A 17,172-nucleotide genomic window follows, 5' to 3' on the forward strand; every position below is an offset into this window, starting at 1 on the left:
GTCACGCCCCCATGTCGAGGTCGCCGACGGCCTTCACGCGGATGCGCGTGGCGTTGCCCGGGAGGTACGGGATCGGAACCTCGTCGAAGTCGATGATCGATACCGTCGAGGGTTTCGCACCCGCCGCGATCGCCTTGTCGACGGCTTCCGCGCGGACTTCGGCGATCGTCTCATCGCGACGACCGGGCTCGATCGCATAGACCTTGTCGATCTCGCCGCCGACCTGGGCGATCGATGCGCCGATGGCGTTCGCGACCGCGTAGTTCTCCGGTCGGTGCACGGTGCCGAACAGGGGCAGCTCGTCGGGGAGCAGGATGGATCCGCCGCCGACGGCCACCACGGCGATGGGCTCCGGCGAGGTGCGCATGCGGTCGACTGCTTCGGAAACGCGCTCGGCGATGCGGGCGAGCACTCGCTGCACGAACACGGGGTCGAGGTGTGCGACCCTGCTCGCATCGCCCACCTGGGCGCGACCCGCGGCCACCGCGATGTCCGTGGCGGTGAGCGTGGAACCGCCGAAGACCAGGGCCTCGGTGGTCAGCCGGTACCCCACCGATGCCGGTCCGACCTCCGCGGTCTCCTCATCGACGATGCTGCCGCCGCCGATGCCGAGGGAGAGCACGTCCGGCATCCGGAAGTTGGTGCGGATGCCGGCGACCTTCACCTCGTTCGCCGTCTCCCGGGGGAAGCCGTTGATCAGCAGTCCGATGTCGGCGGTCGTGCCGCCGACATCGATCACGGCACAGTCGTCGAGACCGCTGGTGGCCGCTGCTCCGCGCATCGAGTTCGTCGGTCCGGAGGCGAAGGTGGCGACCGGGTAGCGGCGCGCGTACTCCTCGTCCATGAGCGTGCCGTCGTTCTGGCTGAGGAAGATCGGCGCCTCGATGCCCTGGGCACGCACCGCCGAGGTGAGCCCGTCGACGATCTCGGAGGCGAGCTCGCGGAGCGCGGCGTTGATGATCGTCGCGTTCTCGCGCTCCAGCAGCCCGATCCGTCCGATCTCGTGCGACAACGAGATGGCGGCATCATCCCCCAGCACCGACGCGACGATCTCGGCGGCCTGCACTTCGAGGTCGTGGTTGACCGGGCTGAAGACCGAGGAGATGGCCACCGAGCGGATGCCGTGCGCCTTCATGTCCTCGGCGTGCGCGCGGATCTCCTCGGGGTCGAGGGGCGAGATCGGCCTGCCGTCGAACTCGTAGCCACCGTGCGCGAGGTAGCTGCGGGCCTGGGTCGCCTCGACCAGCACCTCCGGCCAGTCGACCAGCGGCGGCAGTGCGCGCGTCGCCGGCAGTCCGAGGCGCAGGGCGGCGACGGGCGCGAGACGGCTGGCCTGCACCAGGGCGTTGATGAAGTGCGTCGTGCCGATCATCACGGCGTCGATGTCCGCACCGGCGAAGGCGTGTCCGACCCGCAGATCCTCGATCGCCTGGATGATGCCGCTCGTCACATCGGGTGTGGTCGAGTGCTTCACCCCCGCCAGGGTGCGGGTGCCGTCCATGAGGACGGCATCGGTGTTGGTGCCGCCGACGTCGATGCCGATGTGCATGATTCTCGCTTTCCGGTGAGGGGATGTCTGTCTCGGGGCCGGTCAGGCCGCTGCTGCCGCTTCTTCGATCGGGGCTGCCTGTCGCGTCGTGGCGACTCCGACCCCGCGCACCCAGCCGAGCTTGCCCGCCACGATGTACAGCACCATGGAGAGGAAGAGACTGAGCAGGGACGGGATGCCCCACGTGACGAAGTATCCGACGAGTGCCGAGACGAGCCAGACGACGATGGTCGCGGGCACGATGCGCGGTGCCGTCGCCGGCAATGTGCCGGCTTCTCGGGTGGCGTCGAGCTCGGGGCGCCAGCGACGCACGATGTAGTACTCGGCGACCATGATCCCGGCGATCGGCGGGAATGCGACGCTGAGCACGATCAGGAACTCGGTGAACTGGCCGAGGATGCCGACTGCGGCGAGCACGGACCCGACGATGCCCAGCACGATGGTCGTCGTGACGCGGTGCAGGTTCTTGCCGAACGCGGTCGAGATGAAGTTCACGAGTCCCAGCGTGGAGGAGTACAGGTTCCAGTCGTTGATCTTCAGGGTGCCGGTGAGCACGATGAACAGACCGATGAAGCCGACCGACGAGGTCACGATCGCGACGATGTCGCCACTGGCGGCCGCGTGGGCGAGCAGCACGCCGGCGAGCCCGATCACGAACTCGCCGAGCGAGACGCCGACCACGGTCTGCTTGACGACGTCGGCGCGGGAGCGGTTGAAGCGGGTCATGTCACCGGTGATGATCGCACCGACGATGAGACCGCCGGCGACGATGCCGGTCCCGGCCCAGACGCTCATGGTCGGGCCTGGGGCAGGACCGGTGAGCAGTTCGCCGATGTCGTGGCGGGTGAGCTCGGAGATGACCGACCAGCCGACCAGGATGAGGAACAGCGGCACGGTGATGTTCGCGAGCCACTGCATCCCCACGAACCCGAAGGCCACGATCGCGGTGACGGCGAGACCGAAGATGAGGCTCCAGGCCCACACCGGCAGGGCACCGGGCATGAGCGCGTCGAGAGACTGGGCGGAGATGGCCGACTGGATGCCGAACCAGCCGATCAGGCTGATGCCGATCGCGAGGCCGACCAGCGAGGCTCCGATCTCGCCGAAGCCGGTCCAGCGGGCGAGGAGTGCGGTGTTCAGGCCTTCGCGCTGGCCGATGAAGCCGACCACGCACATGATCACCTCGAGGATGAGCGAGCCGAACAGGAAGGCGAGGACGGCCTCGCCGAAGGTCATGCTGTAGCCGAGAGTCGCGCCGAGGAGGAACTGCGAGAGGGCCGAGACCTGTCCGAATCGCTGCACGGCGATTCCGAACCAGGGTTTGCGGGCCTCGGGAGTCACTCGGGAGAGCGCGAAGTCGTCTGCGTGCGCCGTGCGTGCCATGAGGATCCTTCGGGAGGAGGAGGACGGGTTGTGCGCCACAGTAGCGACGCTTCCCACGGCCCCGACATGTGCATATCGCACGAGAATCACGCGAGGATGTGCAGGTCGCACACCTAAGGTTCCTCTTCCTCGCCTGTCTCTTGTCCAAGAACGACGCCGAGACCCACGCTCAACGCCGAGACCCCCTCCTGCCGACGCGGGCAGGAGGGGGTCTCGGCGCCAGGCGTGGGTCTCGAGGACGGCCTGGGGCGCGTGGAGTCAGTGCAGCGCGTTGGTCTCGATGAAGGCGCGCAGGGCCTGCTCGTCGTCGCCCATCTCGGTCACGTGCTGAGGCGCATCGAGCATCTCCTGCAGCTCCGGCGCGTAGCCGAGCTCGACACCGATGGCCTCGTGGAGCGTCTCTGCGAACTTCTCGGGCTTCGCGGTCTCGAGCACGAGCATCGGCACGCCGGGCTCGACATACTCGCGGGCGACCTTGACACCGTCGGCCGTGTGCGGGTCGATGACCTCGCCGGTCGCCTCGTACACCGAGCGGATGGTCGCCAGTCGATCCGCGTGCGTCGACGTGCCGCTGACGATGCCGAACTCTTCGAGGAAGCGCTCCTTGTCGGCGGAGAAGTCGAAGTGGCCCTGCGCCTCCAGATCGTCCCAAGCGCCGACGACGCGAGCGGGGTCGCGGCCGACGAGCTCGAAGATGAAGCGCTCCAGGTTGGACGCCTTCGAGATGTCCATCGAGGGACTCGACGTGGCGAGGGTCTGGGCGGCGCTGCGCGGTCGATAGACGCCCGTGCGGAAGAACTCGTCCAGCACGTTGTTCTCGTTAGCTGCGAGCACGAGACGACGGATCGGGAGTCCCATCTGCTTCGCGAAGAAACCGGACAGGATGTTGCCGAAGTTCCCGGAGGGCACCGTGAACGACAGCTCTGTCCAGCCTCCGGCATCCGTCGCCCGCAGCCAGGCCCAGAAGTAGTAGACGGTCTGCGCCGTGATGCGTGCCAGGTTGATGGAGTTCACCGCGCCGAGGTGCTGGGCGCGCTTGAAGTCGAGGTCACCGGCGAGCTTCTTCACCAGGTTCTGGCAGTCGTCGAAGACGCCTTCGACCGCGATGTTGTGCACATTCGCGTCATCGAGCGAGAACATCTGCGCCCGCTGGAACGCGCTCATGCGGCCCTGCGGCGACAGCATGAACACGGCGACGCGCTCCTTGCCGCGTAGCGCGTGCTCCGCCGCCGAGCCGGTGTCTCCCGAGGTGGCGCCGAGGATGTTGAGCACCGCGTCGTTGCGCTCCAGCGTGTACTCGAGCACCTGGCCGAGGAACTGCATGGCCATGTCCTTGAACGCGAGCGTCGGTCCTTCGGAGAGCCCGACGAGCGTCAGGTCGTCGTCGATCGCGCGCAGCGGCACCACACCGTCGGGGAAGTCGGCGTACGCGGCATCCGTCATCCTGGCCAGGTCTGCACGGGGGATGTCGGTGGCGAACAGCCCGAGCACCTCGGTCGCGAGTTGCGGATACGTCAGCGCACGCCAGCGCTCGAGCGTCTCGCCGTCGACGGTCGGCATGACCTCGGGCACCGCCAGTCCGCCGTCGGGCGCGAGGCCCTCCAGAAGCGTCTCGCTGAACGACTGCGGCTGCATGCCGCCGCGGGTGGAGATGAACTGCACGTTGGCTCCTCGGCTCGGGACTCGGCCCGTCCATTCTCGCAGGGTGTTCCCCGTCGAGTTGACGCGATGACGGAGGCGGGCGCTGCACTCAGAACAGCGAGGTGGGCAGTGCCCCTTCGTGCTCCAGCAGCCAACGCTTGGTCTCGAGCCCGCGACCGACGTCGCCGCCCGAATAGCCGCCGAGTCCGTCGCCGGCGACGACCCGGTGGCAGGGGACGATCAAGGGCACGGGGTTGGCTCCCATGATCGAGCCGATCCCCCTGGCGGGCACCGCGGTTCCGCTGCGTGCAGCCAAGCCGCCGTACGTGATCGTCTCACCCTGCGCGACGGTCTCGTGCAGGGCAAGGAGCACAGCTTTGGTCGCCGCGGTCTGCACGCCGAGGTCGACCGGCACGTCGAAGCACCGCAGCCTGCCGTCGAAATAGGCTCGGAGTTGCGCGAGAGCTTCCGTGAGCAGCGGATCGGCGCCCGGCTCGGACACCACCACACTCCCGTCGGGCGGAGTCGACCGCCACGTGACGCGGGTGATCGCCCCACCGTCGCTGACGACTCCGACGACGCCGACCGGAGTCGCGAGCGTTCCGAAAGCCGACATGCGTCGAGAGTACCGCCCGTTCCGGACACGCAGACCGGCCGAACGATCACGGCGCGGAGGAGCGATCTCGCGGGGAGAGGGTATGGCGCCCCGCCGCTTCCGGCGCGACCCTGGATGGTGGCATCCCTTACCGTGCACGATCACCATCTCGCTGACAAGGAGCACCCTATGAACACCACCACGGCCGCGCTCGACCTCGCCGATGTCCGTCTGCACTACGAGCTCCGCGGCGAGGGACCGCTGCTCGTCCTGATCGGCGCGCCGATGGATGCCGACGCCTTCGCTCCCTTCGCCGACGAGCTCGCCACCGATCACACCGTCCTCACCACCGACCCGCGCGGGGTCAAACGGAGCATCCTGCACGACCGCTCGCAGGGCTCCAGTCCCGAGCAGCGCGCCGATGATCTCGCGGCGCTCATCGAGCACGTCGATCGCGGACCCGCGAGCGTCTTCGGCTCCAGCGGCGGCGCCGTGACCAGCCTGGCGGTCCTGCAGGCGCACGGCGACCTCGTATCCGTCGTCATCGCCCACGAACCCCCACTCCTGGAACTGCTGCCCGACCGCGTCGAACAGCGCCGCCTCACCGACGAACTCCGGTCGGCGGCGCTCTCCGGCGACCGCGTCGGCGCCTGGAGGCTCTTCTTCGCGCAGGCGAACATCCCGATGCCCGAGGAGGCGCTCGTCCAGTGGTTCGGCGGCGAGGTCGATCCGCAGCATCACGCCGACGAACAGTTCTGGTTCCGTCACGAGCTTCCGGCCAGCGTGCGCTGGGAGCCCGACCTGGAGGCACTGCGAGCGCGCACGGCCGACCTCGTGCTCGGAATCGGCCGGGAGTCGGTCGGCCAGCTGTGCGAACGCACGACGACTGCCCTCGGGGAACGGCTCGGAGTCGAGCCGACCCGGTTCCCCGGCGACCACACCGGATTCGTCGATCACCCCGGGGAGTTCGCCGCGCGTCTTCGTGAGGTGCTCGACCGCTGAGGAACGCCCGCCGATCGAGGCCATCGAGCGCACGACCAGCTCGACGGCCTCGACACGTCAACCGCGGCAGAGCTGATGCCAGAGCGCTGCCCAGTGCTCCGGGCGCAGCTCACGGGGAAGGCGACACTCCCTCGCCCCGGCTGCCGCCACTGCCCGCCGGGCCTTGCCCATAGGGATGCGTGCGGCGGCGGCCACGACCGCGGCGAGGCTCCCCCCTCGGCCCGTGAACATCGCGCGGACGAACGCCTCGTACCGCTGCCGATCCGATACCGCGACGAGAGGCGACCCCCGACGGGTGATGGCGAGCAGACCGCCGTCGACACTCGGCTGCGGTGAGAAACCCCACGCGGGGACGCGCCCTTCCAGGGCGAACTCGAACCACGGCGCGGACTGCGCCGTCATCATGGTCGCGCCGCCCACACCGGCGCGCTTGCGCGCCACCTCCCATTGCGTGAGCAGCACCGCCTCGTTCCAGCGGTCGCCCGAGAGCAGGCGCCGCAGGATGGGCGTCGTCGCGTGGAAGGGGATGTTGCCGACCACGGTGTCCGCATCGAGCGGGTGCCGTGTGGCGTCGGCGATCTCGATGCGCACACCGGGCAATGCCCTGCGCAATCGGTGCACGCGGTGCTCGTCGACGTCGATCGCGGTGAGCGGTCTGCCCAGATCCGCGAGCACGCGAGTGAGCGCTCCGTCGCCGCAGCCGAGTTCGAGGATCGAGCCCGAGGTACGACCGACGAGGGCGGCGATGCGGGTCAGGGTCGGGCGGTGGGTGAGGAAGTTCTGGCCGAGTTCGTGACGGCCGCCATGGATTGAACGAGGCATGAGTGCGCTCCAGAAGAAGAATCGGAGCACCTCGGAGGAGGGAGACGACGCGAAGAGGCGTCAGTGAGGACTGCCCGTCCCGAGGTGCGATGACATCTCGGTGGACGGCGCGCAGATGCGTGCGGAGAGCGAGCGCGCCGTCAGGCGCGGCGGTCGCGGAACACGAGAGTGCGCCCCATCACGGGCGCTGCGCATATTGTTCCCATGTCTCCCAGCATATCCGCCCTCAGATCCAGCCGCGCTCCTCGGCCATCAGCACGGCCTGCTGACGGGTTCCGACCGAGAGCTTCCCGAGGATGACGGAGATATGGTTGCGCACCGTCCCCGGGGCGAGTGAGAGCGCCCGTGCGATCTGGCCGGTCGTCTCCCCACGCCGACCGGCACGCAGCACGTCGAGCTCGCGGTCCGTGAGCGGTGAGCGCTCGTCGCTCAGCGCATCGGCGGCGATCTCCGGATCGACATAGCGGGCGCCAGCCGCGACCCGGCGGATGACAGCGGCGACCTCGTCGGCCCCACGGGACTTCGGCAGGAAGCCGGAGACACCCGAGGCCAGGGCACGGCGCAGCACGCCTGGACGCGCGTGACGGGTGACGACCACGCACCGCGTCGCGATCGCCCTGTGCAGCTTCTCGGCCACCTGCACGCCGTCGAGCCCCGGCATCTCGAGGTCCAGCAGACACACATCCGGCTGAAGTCGCAGAGCCTCGACGACCGCCTGCTCGCCGTCCTCGCACTCGGCGATGACCTCGATATCGTCTTCCAACCGGAGGAGGGCTGCGAGCGCGGATCGGATCATCGCCTCGTCATCGGCGAGCAGCACCCGGATCATCGAGCCTCCTCCGATCCCATCGGCACAGTGACGACGACGACGAATTCGGTGGCCTCACGCCGGACATCGAGAGTTCCGCGCGCTTCCTCGATCCGCCGCCGCACACCGTCGAGGCCCGATCCGTCGTGCTCGATATCGGCGTCGACCGCGACATCATTCGCGATCTCATAGCGCCAGTCGTCGCCGACGCGACCCAGCAGGAGGCGTGCATACCGTCCGCCGCCGTGTCGGAGAACGTTCGTCGTCGTCTCCCTGATGACCGGACCGAGGGCGGATGCCGGTGCGGCGTTCGCATCCGCATCGATCGTGGCTCCCACATCGAGGCCGGCCGCCGTCAGGAGATCACGGGCGTTGGCGAGTTCGTCTCCCAGCGGCACGGAGCGGAAGCGCGTCGCGAGGTCTCTGGTCCCCTGTCGCGCCTCGTCGACGCTGATCCGCGCCGCACGGAGTTGCTCCATCCCCGCATCGGCGTCACTCGGCAGCAGACGCTCGGCGAGCTCCAGCTGCAGCGCGATGACCTGGAGGTGATGCCCCTGCAGGTCGTGCACGTCGGTCGCCACCCGGAGGCGTTCCTGCGTGGCGGCGAGCCGAGCCTCGGAGGCCCTGGCGCGATCGAGGGTGATCAAGACATCCCACCACCACAGCGAGGTGACCGTCATCACGGGGAGGAAGACGGTGTAGGCGGCGGTGAAGAGGAAGGGCACCTCGGGAGCGACGTCGAGGTGCGAGTCGACCACTGCGAGGGCGGCCAGGACGACCGTCGCAGCGATGACGACCTTGTATCGGACACCCGGCTGCCAGTTCAGCAGCACGATCGACTGCACGATGGGCATGAGGGCGAGCTGCCAGCTCCCGATCAAGCCGCCGGCAGCCGCACCATAGGCGACCGCGATGAGGAGCGGTGCGCCGAGGCGCATCCAACGCACACCCGGCTCCGCGTCCAGACGATGCCGATAGTCGAGGAGCAGCGAGACTGTGGAGGCGACCCAGAGGATTCCACCGCCTCCGACGATCACACCGCCGATACCCCGGAGGTCGACCGCGAGCGTGGTGACCGTCCACGCAGCGACAAGCGCGAGTTCGAACATGATGACTGCGGACGCCGTGTACCACCAGGTCGCGGTCACACCCCGCGACAACTGCCTCGCTCCCGGACTCGGCCCGACGGAGGCAGGGGGCTCGATACGACTGCTCACGCTCCCCACGATAGGGCCGTGACAGTTGTCACGGACGCGTCGTGCGATCTGCCCGGGAAGCGATGACGGGCCGACACTGCCGCCGAAGGGAGCATTCGGCTGGACTGGAGCCATCGCATCGGAGACTCCGATCGCACCGACAACCGGGAGTATCCCATGAACCTCATCGAGACCTTCCAGAACCTGGTGGCCCAGGTCCCCGAACTCGTGCAGCCGCTCATCGTCGCCCTCGCCGGCGCGATCCCCTTCATCGAGGGTGAAGGGGCGGTGAGCATCGGCATCATCGGCGGCATCTCTCCGGTGATAGCCGCGATCGCCGCGATCGTGGGCAACTTCCTCTGCGTCCTGGTGGTAGTGATCGTCAGCTCCGGAGCCCGACAGGCCGTCGTGAACCGTTCGCGAGCCAAGACCGCGGCGCTCGCCGGTGCCGGCGGCGGCACGATCGACGAGCCGGCCGCGGATGCGGCCGACACTGGTCGCGGCACCGCGCGTCGCGAGAAGTTCCAACGTGCGTTCGAGCGCTACGGCGTTCCCGGGGTGAGCCTGCTCGGACCGCTCCTGCTGCCGACGCAGTTCACCGCGACCATGCTTGCGGCTTCCGGCATCGGCAGGGCGCGCATCCTCTTCTGGCAGGCTCTGGCCATCATCGGCTGGACCACCGTCGTCGCCGTCATCGTCGGAAGCGCGGTGTACGCGATCCGCTGATCTTCGTGAGGAGACTGGATTCAGAATATCTTGAATTCAGTCTTTTCTGTACAGTTGAGCTGTGACCACCGCTCTCGCCTCCCTCACCCACACGGCAGCAGTCGCCCGTCTGGGGCACGCCCTCTCGGACGCCACCCGGGCCGGTGTGCTGCTGGCACTGCGAGAAGCGCCCCGATACCCCGCCGACCTGGCCGATGCGCTCGGCGTCTCACGCCAGGCCATGTCGAACCACCTCGCCTGCCTCCGCGGATGCGGGCTCGTCGAGAGCGTTCCGGACGGACGCCGAAGCAGCTACCGACTCGCGGATCGCCACCTCGCTCCAGCCCTCGACATGCTCATGCGGGTCACGCTCATCGTCGAGCCGGACTGCTGCTCGGGTGAAGGCTGCACCTGCTGATGACCCCCACGGCAGCCGCGACGCGCCGCGAGACCCTCCACCGCCGCATCCGCCTGATCGTCGGAATCACCATCGGCTACAACCTGATCGAGGCGGTCATCGCGATCGCCGCCGGATCCGTCGCCTCGTCAGCCGCGCTCGTCGGCTTCGGACTGGACTCCACGATCGAGGTGCTCTCCGCGGCCGCGGTCGCCTGGCAGTTCACCCGCCGCGATCCGGAACGCTGGGAGAAGCCGACTCTGCGCGTGATCGCCATCGCCTTCTTCGCACTGGCGATCTATGTGACGGCGACGTCCGCGACCGCGCTGGTCACGGCCGAGCGCCCCGAGCACAGCACGATCGGCATCGCTCTGACCGCGATCAGCGTCGCGGTCATGCCGTTCCTCTCCCTCGCCGAACGCCGCGCGGGGCGAGAACTGGGTTCGGCCACGGCGGTCGCAGACTCGAAGCAGACCCTCATCTGCACCTACCTCTCCGCCGCGGTGCTGGTCGGGCTGGTCGCGAACTCGCTGCTCGGCTGGTGGTGGGCCGATGCGGTCGCCGGTCTCGTCATCGCCGCCTTCGCGGTGCGCGAGGGCCTCGAGGCATGGCGGGGCGACGCCTGCGCGACGTCGGTCGGGATGCTGCTCGAGAACGACGACCACGACCATGACCACAACCACAACCACGACCACGACAACGACAACGACGACGCACGCTGAAGCCGCCCCCAGGGGCGGCACCTAGGCTGAGGGGATGGAAACCGCTCCCCCGACGTCGGCTCGGGATCTGCTAGGTCGGACGGTTCTCGTCACGGGCGCGAACGCGGGCATCGGCTACTGGTGCGCGGAGCAGCTCGCCGCACGTGGCGCACGCGTCGTCCTCGGCTGTCGCTCCCCCGAACGCGCGCGCACGGCGGTCTCCTCGATCAGAAGCCGGGTGCCGGACGCCGACCTGCGCGTGCTGGCACTCGACCTCGGCTCGCTCGGAAGCGTGTCAGACGCAGCCTCCGGAGTGGATGAACGCCTCGACGCGATCATCTGCAACGCCGGCGTGAAGGCGGCGGATCGGGCGGCGCGCACGAGCGACGGCCACGACCTCATGGTCGGCACGAACTTCCTCGGTCACTTCGCCCTGGTCGCACAGCTCGAGGCGGGGCTCGCTCCGGATGCCCGTGTGGTCGCGGTCGGCTCGATCGCCCACCGTTTCGCACGCCTCGACCCGGCGACGCTCGACGACCCGTGGACCGGTTCCTCACTGCAGCAGTACGGGCGGTCGAAGGCGTCTCTGATGGCTTTCGCGTTCGAGCTGGCACGGCGCTGGGGCGGCTCATCCCGCTCGGCGGTCTGCGCGCACCCGGGCTATGCGGTCGACCCGCTCACCCCTCAGCGCCCCGGCCTGGCGGCGGTGCCCGGATTCGTCCGCGCGCTGGCGGCACCGACCAAGATGCTCGTGCAGGGCAAGGATGGCGGGGCGCTGCCGATCGTCCATGCTGCGACATCGGCGGAAGTCCTCAACGGCGAGTACTGGGGTCCCGGCGGTGTGCTCGAGTTCCGCGGAAGCCCCGCGCGGGTGGCGGCGTCGGAGGAGGTGCGCTCATCCGAGGTGGGCGCGGCGCTGTGGGCGGCGGCCGAGCGCCTCACCGGGGTGCCCTTCCCGACGTGACGGCGCCGGGTGTCCGACCCCCGCGACAGGATGAGGCCATGATCACGCTGCTCTCCGCGCCGTCCAACCTCGGCCTCCGCCCGCCACAGCCCGGCGCGGTTCCGGGTGCGGCGAAGGCCCCGGAAGCGCTGCGCGAGGCCGGGCTGTTCAGCCGATTCGCCGCGTTCGGCGCCACCGACTCGGGCGTCGTCCTCCCCGGACGCTATGTCGACGATGCCGCGACGAGGCCCCCCGGCCACGTGCGGAACGAGGTCGCGATGGTCGATCACGCGCGACGCCTCGCCGCCCGCATCGGTCAGGCGTTCGACAGGGATGAGGCGCCGCTGGTGATCGGCGGCGACTGCTCGATCCTCCTGGGTGCAGGCATCGCCTCCGCCCATCGCGGCGGGATCGGACTCGTGCACATCGACGGCCACACCGACTTCCGCCACCCCGGCAACGACCCCGACAGCGCGAGCGTGGCCGGGGAAGACCTCGCCGCGGCGGTGGGACTGCACTGGCCGGCCATCGCCGACATCGACGGCAGCGGCCCTTACTTCCCTGCCGCCCGCACCGCGCACATCGGCCACCGCGACGACGACGAGCAGCAGCAGGAGGCACGCGCCGTCCTGGGGACGGTTGCTCCGGCAGCGGAGGTCCTATCCCGCGGAGCACAGCGGGTCGGCGCGGAGTGTGCCGCAGTGGCAGGGCCGGCCTACTGGCTGCAGCTCGACGTGGATGTGCTCGACCCCTCCGTCATGCCCGCGGTCGACAGTCCCGACCCGGGAGGGATCGGCGCGGCGGAGCTCACCGCACTGCTGCGGGAGCTCGCGCCGCGCGCCGTCGGCGCCTCCGTGACGGTTTTCGACCCCGACCTCGACCCCGACGGGCGCTACGCCCGCCTGCTGGTCGATGTCCTCTCGGAGGGACTCCACGAGCTGGGAACCCTGACACCGCGCACCTGACGACGGAGGCGCGGGATCAGGCGTCCGACTCCGCGATGGGATCGGTCATGACCCGCACGCGCGCGATGCGTCGGCGGTCCATCTCGGCGACCTGGATCGTCGCACCGGGAACCTCCACGGTGTCTCCGACCACGGCGAGGCGTCCCAGCTGCTCGGTCACGAAGCCGGCGATGGTGTCGGACGATCCGCGCGGCATCGCCAACCCGGTCGCCTCTTCGAAGTCCTGCAGGTTGAGTCGCCCGTCGATGCCGTCGTCCGCCGAGATGAACACCTCCGCGTCGTACTCGTCGAAGATCTCGCCGACCACCTCCTCGACGAGGTCTTCGAGGGTGACGAGACCGTCCGTCCCGCCGTACTCGTCGACGACCACCGCGATGTGATGCCCCTCGGCCCTCATGCGGGTCAAGGTCGGCAGCACGCGCGCGGTCGAGGGGATGTAGGGGATGTCGCGCATGAGCGCGCTCAGCGGACGGGTCGGATCGTCGGCGGCAGCCTCGAACAGGTCGCGCACGTGCACGAACCCGGTGATGTCGTCGATCGAGGTCTCCGACACGGGGTAGCGCGAGAACGGCAGGTCGCGCACCTGCGCGATCACCTCTCCGACCCGCGCGGCCTCGTCGAGGGCGACGACCTCGGGGCGCGGCCGCATGACCTCGCTGACCTGGCGTCCGCGCAGGGACAGCACGTCGTCGAGGATGCGTCGTTCGTCATCCGGGAGCCCCTGGTGGCTGGCCACGATGTCGCGCACCTCCTCGTCGGTCATCTCGTCGCTGGTCTTGTGCGGATCCCCTCCGAGCAGCCGGACGAGGGCGTTGGTCGAGACCGAGAGCAGCCAGATCACCGGACGCATGATCGTCGCGAACCCGTTGAGGGCTGGCGCGACCGCGTAGGCGAACTGCGCGTTGCGCTGGATCGCGAGACGCTTCGGCACGAGCTCGCCGAGCACCAGCGACAGGTACGCGATCACGAGGGTGAGCACGAGCGTCGCGACGGTCAGCGAGAGGGCGGGCGTCAGCCCCCACGACTCGAGAACCGGTGCCAGGGACGGCGCGATCGACGTCGCACCGTATGCCGCCGAGGCGAAGCCCGCGACGGTCACACCGATCTGCACCGCGGACAGGAAGGTGTTGGGATTGCGAGCGAGGGAGGCGACCTTCGCTCCACGACGACCGCGCTGCCCGATGGCGTTGATCTGACTCTCACGCAGCGTGACCAGCGCCATCTCCGTCGCAGCGAAGACACCGCCGATCAGCACGAACGCGAGGACGAGGGCGATGTTCCAGAGCAGGTCGCCCATCAGCGGGCCGCCTCGTCTGTGGTGGGGTGAGCGCCCGGGACGAACCGGGCGCTCGTACTGTCAGAGTCCGAAGAGTCAGAACAGCGCTGCGCGCTCAAGAATGCTCCTTGTTGTCGGTGGTGTTGTTGGTGTGGGTGGTGGATTCGGTGGACGAGACCTCGTGGCCCGAGGCCGGGACGCGACGGGTCTTGATCAGGCTGGCCACGGTGGCCACGGCGATCGTCGCGCCGATGAAGAGCAGCGAGAACCAGATCGGGATCTCGGGGGCCCACTCGACGCCCTGGCCGCCGTTGATGAACGGAAGCTCGTTGACGTGCAGCGCGTGCAGGACCAGCTTGACGCCGATGAACGCGAGGATGACGGCGAGGCCCTGAGCAAGGTAGACGAGCCGCTCGAGCAGCCCGCCGATCAGGAAGTACAGCTGACGCAGACCCATGAGCGCGAAGGCGTTCGCCGTGAAGACGATGTACGCCTGGTCGGTGAGGCCGTAGATCGCGGGGATCGAGTCGACCGCGAACACGAGGTCGATGAAACCGATCGCGATGATCGTCAGCAGCATCGGAGTGACGAAGCGCTTGCCGTTCTTCACGACGGTGAGGCGGTCGCCGTTGTAGTCCTCGCTCACCGGCAGGTGACGACGCACGAAGGTCATGAACCGCCCGTTGGCCGGGTTGCTCTCGTGGTCGCTGAACGCCTGACGGTAGGCGAGCACGAGCAGCAGAGCACCGAACAGGTAGAAGATCCAGGAGTAGTTCTCGATGAGCGTCGCGCCGATGGCGATGAAGATTCCGCGCAGGATCAGCGCGATCACGATGCCGATCATCAGCACCTTCTGCTGGTACTTCTTCGGCACGGCGAAGCCGGTCATCACGATGAGGAAGACGAAGAGGTTGTCGATCGACAGCGCCTTCTCCGTGAGGTAGCCGGCGAAGTACTCGCCGCCATACGTCCAGCCGGAGACGACGCCGATACCGACACCGAACAGCAGCGCGAGGCTGATGTAGAAGATCGACCAGCGGGCCGATTCACCGATCGTCGGCTCGTGCGGCGTGCGCACGTGCGCGAAGAACTCGTAGACGAAGAACGCGATCGTGACGGCGATCGTGATGATCCAGATCAGGGGGGTGACGTCCAAATTCGGGCTCCAGACTCGGGGTACGACAGTACCGCCAAAGTCTTCTCCATTCCATGGAACATGGAACCGGTGGCCCGGGATGCGACATGCATCCGTAATGACGACCCCACCGTGTCGGAGTACTCCCCTTGGGTTCCCCCAGATTAGGAGAACACCCTTTGCGCTTCCTGTGGATCTGCCGGGAACGTCCCGCTCCGAGCGAGGAAGGAGCGTCGGCGATCGATGCGGGAGCTGCTAGTCCCTGATCTCAGGCCGGGTGAGCTCCTGCTCCTCGGCGCGATCGATGATCGCGGGGAGCACTTCATCGAAGAACGTCACGAGCACGGCCCGGGTCCCCACGGCATCACGCTCGAGGATCGCGCTGCGCAGGGAGTCGACGAATCCACCGACGCCCTCCCAGTCGAAGGCATCCCTCGCGTGCTGACCGAACCGGCGGATCTGCGGCCCGAGGCGTTCGATGATGACCGCCCGCGAGGCGTTGCCCTCGATGCGCGCGAAGCCCGTCGCCGTGCCTCGCAGCGCGACACCGAAGCCGGCGACGTCGCGCGACTTGATCGCAGCGGACATCTCATCCGCGAGCTCGGCGAGGTACGCGAGATCGTCATCCTGGATGAGCGGCATCACGTGGCGCACCGATCCGATCCAGATGTCTCCGAAGAGGTCGACCGCGTTGCGGACCTGATCGAGGTCGATCGGCGCGACCCGGGTGTAGCGGTTGCGCTGCATCTCGACGAGGCCGTGGTCTGCCAGTCGGTCGAGAGCGTGCCGGATCGGAGTCTTCGAGGTTCCGAGGCGCTCGGCGAGCTCATAGTCACGCAGCCGCTCTCCCGGGCGCAGCTCACCGCTGATGATCGCGTCCTGCAGCCGGTTGTAGGCCTCATCGCTCATCGACCTGCGCTCGAGGGGTCCGCCTGAGAGTGCCACTGCCTTGTCCTCCGCTCGAGCACGCAAATGTAGTAGAGCCTGAAGTTCTACCTACACTGCAATGTATCGCATCCCGCGTAATCGCCGTGAAAAAACAGGGTCTTGGAGGTGGTGATGCGCGAGCTGACGGCATGGGGCGAGCGGCACCAGGTGATGTTGTACCTGACGTCCATCGTCGTCGGCGCCGCGATCGGTCTATGGGCACCTGCGAGTGCTCCGTGGTGGGAGTCTGCGATGACCCCTGCCCTGGGCCTGCTGCTCTACGCGACGTTCCTGAGCGTGCCTTTCTCTCGCGTCGGGCGGGCCTTCACCGACTGGCGCTTCCTCGTCACGCTGCTGATCGTGAACTTCGCCGTCGTGCCGCTCGTGGTGTTCGGCCTGACCAGGTTCGTCGCCACCGACGAAGCCGTGCTCCTCGGTGTACTGCTCGTGCTGCTCACTCCCTGCGTGGACTACGTGATCGTGTTCACCGGCCTCGCCGGTGGCGACCGCGCCCGGCTGCTGGCGGCGACTCCACTGCTCATGCTGGTGCAGATCCTCCTGCTCCCCGTCTACGTCTCCCTCATCATGGGGCCGAGCGTTCTGCGTTCGTTCGATGCCCGCCCTTTCGTCGACACGTTCCTCCTCCTGATCGTGCTGCCGCTCGGGCTGGCCGCGCTGACGCAGCTGACGGCGAGGAGACACGCGTTCGCTCGGGCCGTCGAGCAGGGATCGGCAGGGGGAATGGTGCCGCTCATGATGCTGACCCTGTCCACCGTCGTCGCCTCGCAGGTGGCGGACCTCGGCGAGGCATGGGCCGGCGTGCTCGTGACGGTTCCGCTCTTTCTGGGATTCGCCGTGATCGTCGGGCCGCTCGGAGCCCTGGCGGCACGCGTCGCACGACTCGATGCGCCGGGGCGGCGTGCCGTGGTGTTCAGCGCCGTCACCCGCAACTCGCTCGTGGTGCTGCCGTTGGCACTGGCTCTTCCGAATGCTTTCGCGATCGCCCCGCTCATCGTCGTGACGCAGACGATGGTGGAACTGATCGTCATGGTCGTGATGGTGGCGCTCGTCCCACGCCTGGTCCGGGGCGACTGACCGCTCTCCACCCACAGCCGATATCCCGCCCG

General features: G+C 68.5%; 17 protein-coding genes. 7 read left to right on the forward strand and 10 right to left on the reverse strand.

What is annotated here, in order from left to right:
* Position 1 precedes the first annotated feature (1 nt).
* The 4 genes from HDC31_RS13685 to HDC31_RS13700 all read right to left on the reverse strand — a co-directional run bounded on the left by HDC31_RS13685 (position 2) and on the right by HDC31_RS13700 (position 5,189).
* Positions 2-1,549 carry a hydantoinase/oxoprolinase N-terminal domain-containing protein gene (locus tag HDC31_RS13685; protein ID WP_179516211.1) on the reverse strand — a complete coding sequence of 516 codons (1,548 nt, stop codon included), beginning with the start codon at positions 1,547-1,549 and terminating at the stop codon, positions 2-4.
* A 42-nt stretch (positions 1,550-1,591) separates the two neighbouring features.
* The gene (locus tag HDC31_RS13690) at positions 1,592-2,932 is read right to left on the reverse strand and encodes a cytosine permease (protein WP_113681528.1); all 1,341 of its coding nucleotides are present in this window, start codon (positions 2,930-2,932) and stop codon (positions 1,592-1,594) included.
* Positions 2,933-3,190: 258 nt separating this feature from the next.
* Positions 3,191-4,594 (reverse strand): threonine synthase, encoded by a 1,404-nt coding sequence (gene thrC, locus HDC31_RS13695; RefSeq protein WP_113681529.1) that lies wholly within the window; start codon positions 4,592-4,594, stop codon positions 3,191-3,193.
* Positions 4,595-4,682: 88 nt separating this feature from the next.
* Positions 4,683-5,189, reverse strand: a complete 507-nt coding sequence (locus HDC31_RS13700) for a methylated-DNA--[protein]-cysteine S-methyltransferase (RefSeq protein WP_113681530.1) — start codon at positions 5,187-5,189, stop codon at positions 4,683-4,685.
* A 168-nt stretch (positions 5,190-5,357) separates the two neighbouring features.
* On the opposite strand from HDC31_RS13700, the gene HDC31_RS13705 reads away from it, so the two are divergent.
* Complete coding sequence (locus tag HDC31_RS13705) at positions 5,358-6,170, forward strand: alpha/beta fold hydrolase (protein WP_113681531.1); 813 nt, start codon at positions 5,358-5,360, stop codon at positions 6,168-6,170.
* Positions 6,171-6,227: 57 nt separating this feature from the next.
* Here HDC31_RS13705 and HDC31_RS13710 read toward each other — a convergent pair whose 3' ends face one another.
* The 3 genes from HDC31_RS13710 to HDC31_RS13720 all read right to left on the reverse strand — a co-directional run bounded on the left by HDC31_RS13710 (position 6,228) and on the right by HDC31_RS13720 (position 9,017).
* Positions 6,228-6,992 (reverse strand): rRNA adenine dimethyltransferase family protein, encoded by a 765-nt coding sequence (locus HDC31_RS13710; protein ID WP_113681532.1) that lies wholly within the window; start codon positions 6,990-6,992, stop codon positions 6,228-6,230.
* A 226-nt stretch (positions 6,993-7,218) separates the two neighbouring features.
* Positions 7,219-7,821, reverse strand: coding sequence for a response regulator transcription factor (locus tag HDC31_RS13715; protein WP_046747263.1), 603 nt, complete (start codon positions 7,819-7,821; stop codon positions 7,219-7,221).
* On the reverse strand, positions 7,818-9,017 hold the full coding sequence (locus HDC31_RS13720; RefSeq protein ID WP_308472280.1) for a histidine kinase: 1,200 nt from the start codon (positions 9,015-9,017) through the stop codon (positions 7,818-7,820). The genes HDC31_RS13715 and HDC31_RS13720 overlap by 4 nt, the downstream gene beginning before the upstream one ends.
* Before the next feature lie 156 nt (positions 9,018-9,173).
* Here HDC31_RS13720 and HDC31_RS13725 point away from each other — a divergent pair, with 156 nt between their 5' ends.
* The 5 genes from HDC31_RS13725 (at position 9,174) to HDC31_RS13745 (ending at position 12,707) form a co-directional block, all read left to right on the forward strand.
* A complete protein-coding gene (locus HDC31_RS13725; RefSeq protein ID WP_058630427.1) occupies positions 9,174-9,722 on the forward strand; it encodes a hypothetical protein in 549 nt (182 codons plus the stop codon).
* A gap of 61 nt (positions 9,723-9,783) precedes the next feature.
* The gene (locus HDC31_RS13730; RefSeq protein WP_058630426.1) at positions 9,784-10,119 is read left to right on the forward strand and encodes a helix-turn-helix transcriptional regulator; all 336 of its coding nucleotides are present in this window, start codon (positions 9,784-9,786) and stop codon (positions 10,117-10,119) included.
* Complete coding sequence (locus HDC31_RS13735; RefSeq protein WP_113681534.1) at positions 10,119-10,820, forward strand: cation transporter; 702 nt, start codon at positions 10,119-10,121, stop codon at positions 10,818-10,820. The genes HDC31_RS13730 and HDC31_RS13735 overlap by 1 nt, the downstream gene beginning before the upstream one ends.
* 34 nt (positions 10,821-10,854) lie before the next feature.
* Positions 10,855-11,763 carry an SDR family NAD(P)-dependent oxidoreductase gene (locus HDC31_RS13740; RefSeq protein ID WP_179516213.1) on the forward strand — a complete coding sequence of 303 codons (909 nt, stop codon included), beginning with the start codon at positions 10,855-10,857 and terminating at the stop codon, positions 11,761-11,763.
* A 38-nt stretch (positions 11,764-11,801) separates the two neighbouring features.
* Positions 11,802-12,707 carry an arginase family protein gene (locus HDC31_RS13745; protein ID WP_179516214.1) on the forward strand — a complete coding sequence of 302 codons (906 nt, stop codon included), beginning with the start codon at positions 11,802-11,804 and terminating at the stop codon, positions 12,705-12,707.
* A gap of 16 nt (positions 12,708-12,723) precedes the next feature.
* Here HDC31_RS13745 and HDC31_RS13750 read toward each other — a convergent pair whose 3' ends face one another.
* From HDC31_RS13750 to HDC31_RS13760, 3 genes are all read right to left on the reverse strand, one after another.
* Positions 12,724-14,004 carry a hemolysin family protein gene (locus HDC31_RS13750; RefSeq protein ID WP_113681772.1) on the reverse strand — a complete coding sequence of 427 codons (1,281 nt, stop codon included), beginning with the start codon at positions 14,002-14,004 and terminating at the stop codon, positions 12,724-12,726.
* Positions 14,005-14,098: 94 nt separating this feature from the next.
* Positions 14,099-15,139: a TerC family protein gene (locus tag HDC31_RS13755; protein WP_061015555.1), complete on the reverse strand. Its 1,041-nt coding sequence runs from the start codon at positions 15,137-15,139 to the stop codon at positions 14,099-14,101.
* 234 nt (positions 15,140-15,373) lie between these two features.
* On the reverse strand, positions 15,374-16,063 hold the full coding sequence (locus HDC31_RS13760) for a GntR family transcriptional regulator (protein WP_308472281.1): 690 nt from the start codon (positions 16,061-16,063) through the stop codon (positions 15,374-15,376).
* Positions 16,064-16,177: 114 nt separating this feature from the next.
* On the opposite strand from HDC31_RS13760, the gene HDC31_RS13765 reads away from it, so the two are divergent.
* Positions 16,178-17,140, forward strand: a complete 963-nt coding sequence (locus HDC31_RS13765) for an arsenic resistance protein (RefSeq protein ID WP_113681771.1) — start codon at positions 16,178-16,180, stop codon at positions 17,138-17,140.
* The last annotated feature ends 32 nt before the right edge of the window (positions 17,141-17,172 follow it).

It is taken from the genome of Microbacterium sp. JAI119, assembly GCF_013410135.1.
Lineage (GTDB): Bacteria > Actinomycetota > Actinomycetes > Actinomycetales > Microbacteriaceae > Microbacterium > Microbacterium oxydans.

Coding starts and splice junctions, on each gene's coding strand:
- HDC31_RS13685 (WP_179516211.1), bottom strand. CDS start 1,549: ATGCACATCGGCATCGACGTCGGCGGCACCAACACCGATGCCGTCCTC.
- HDC31_RS13690 (WP_113681528.1), bottom strand. CDS start 2,932: ATGGCACGCACGGCGCACGCAGACGACTTCGCGCTCTCCCGAGTGACT.
- HDC31_RS13700 (WP_113681530.1), bottom strand. CDS start 5,189: ATGTCGGCTTTCGGAACGCTCGCGACTCCGGTCGGCGTCGTCGGAGTC.
- HDC31_RS13705 (WP_113681531.1), top strand. CDS start 5,358: ATGAACACCACCACGGCCGCGCTCGACCTCGCCGATGTCCGTCTGCAC.
- HDC31_RS13710 (WP_113681532.1), bottom strand. CDS start 6,992: ATGCCTCGTTCAATCCATGGCGGCCGTCACGAACTCGGCCAGAACTTC.
- HDC31_RS13715 (WP_046747263.1), bottom strand. CDS start 7,821: ATGATCCGGGTGCTGCTCGCCGATGACGAGGCGATGATCCGATCCGCG.
- HDC31_RS13725 (WP_058630427.1), top strand. CDS start 9,174: ATGAACCTCATCGAGACCTTCCAGAACCTGGTGGCCCAGGTCCCCGAA.
- HDC31_RS13735 (WP_113681534.1), top strand. CDS start 10,119: ATGACCCCCACGGCAGCCGCGACGCGCCGCGAGACCCTCCACCGCCGC.
- HDC31_RS13740 (WP_179516213.1), top strand. CDS start 10,855: ATGGAAACCGCTCCCCCGACGTCGGCTCGGGATCTGCTAGGTCGGACG.
- HDC31_RS13745 (WP_179516214.1), top strand. CDS start 11,802: ATGATCACGCTGCTCTCCGCGCCGTCCAACCTCGGCCTCCGCCCGCCA.
- HDC31_RS13750 (WP_113681772.1), bottom strand. CDS start 14,004: ATGGGCGACCTGCTCTGGAACATCGCCCTCGTCCTCGCGTTCGTGCTG.
- HDC31_RS13765 (WP_113681771.1), top strand. CDS start 16,178: ATGCGCGAGCTGACGGCATGGGGCGAGCGGCACCAGGTGATGTTGTAC.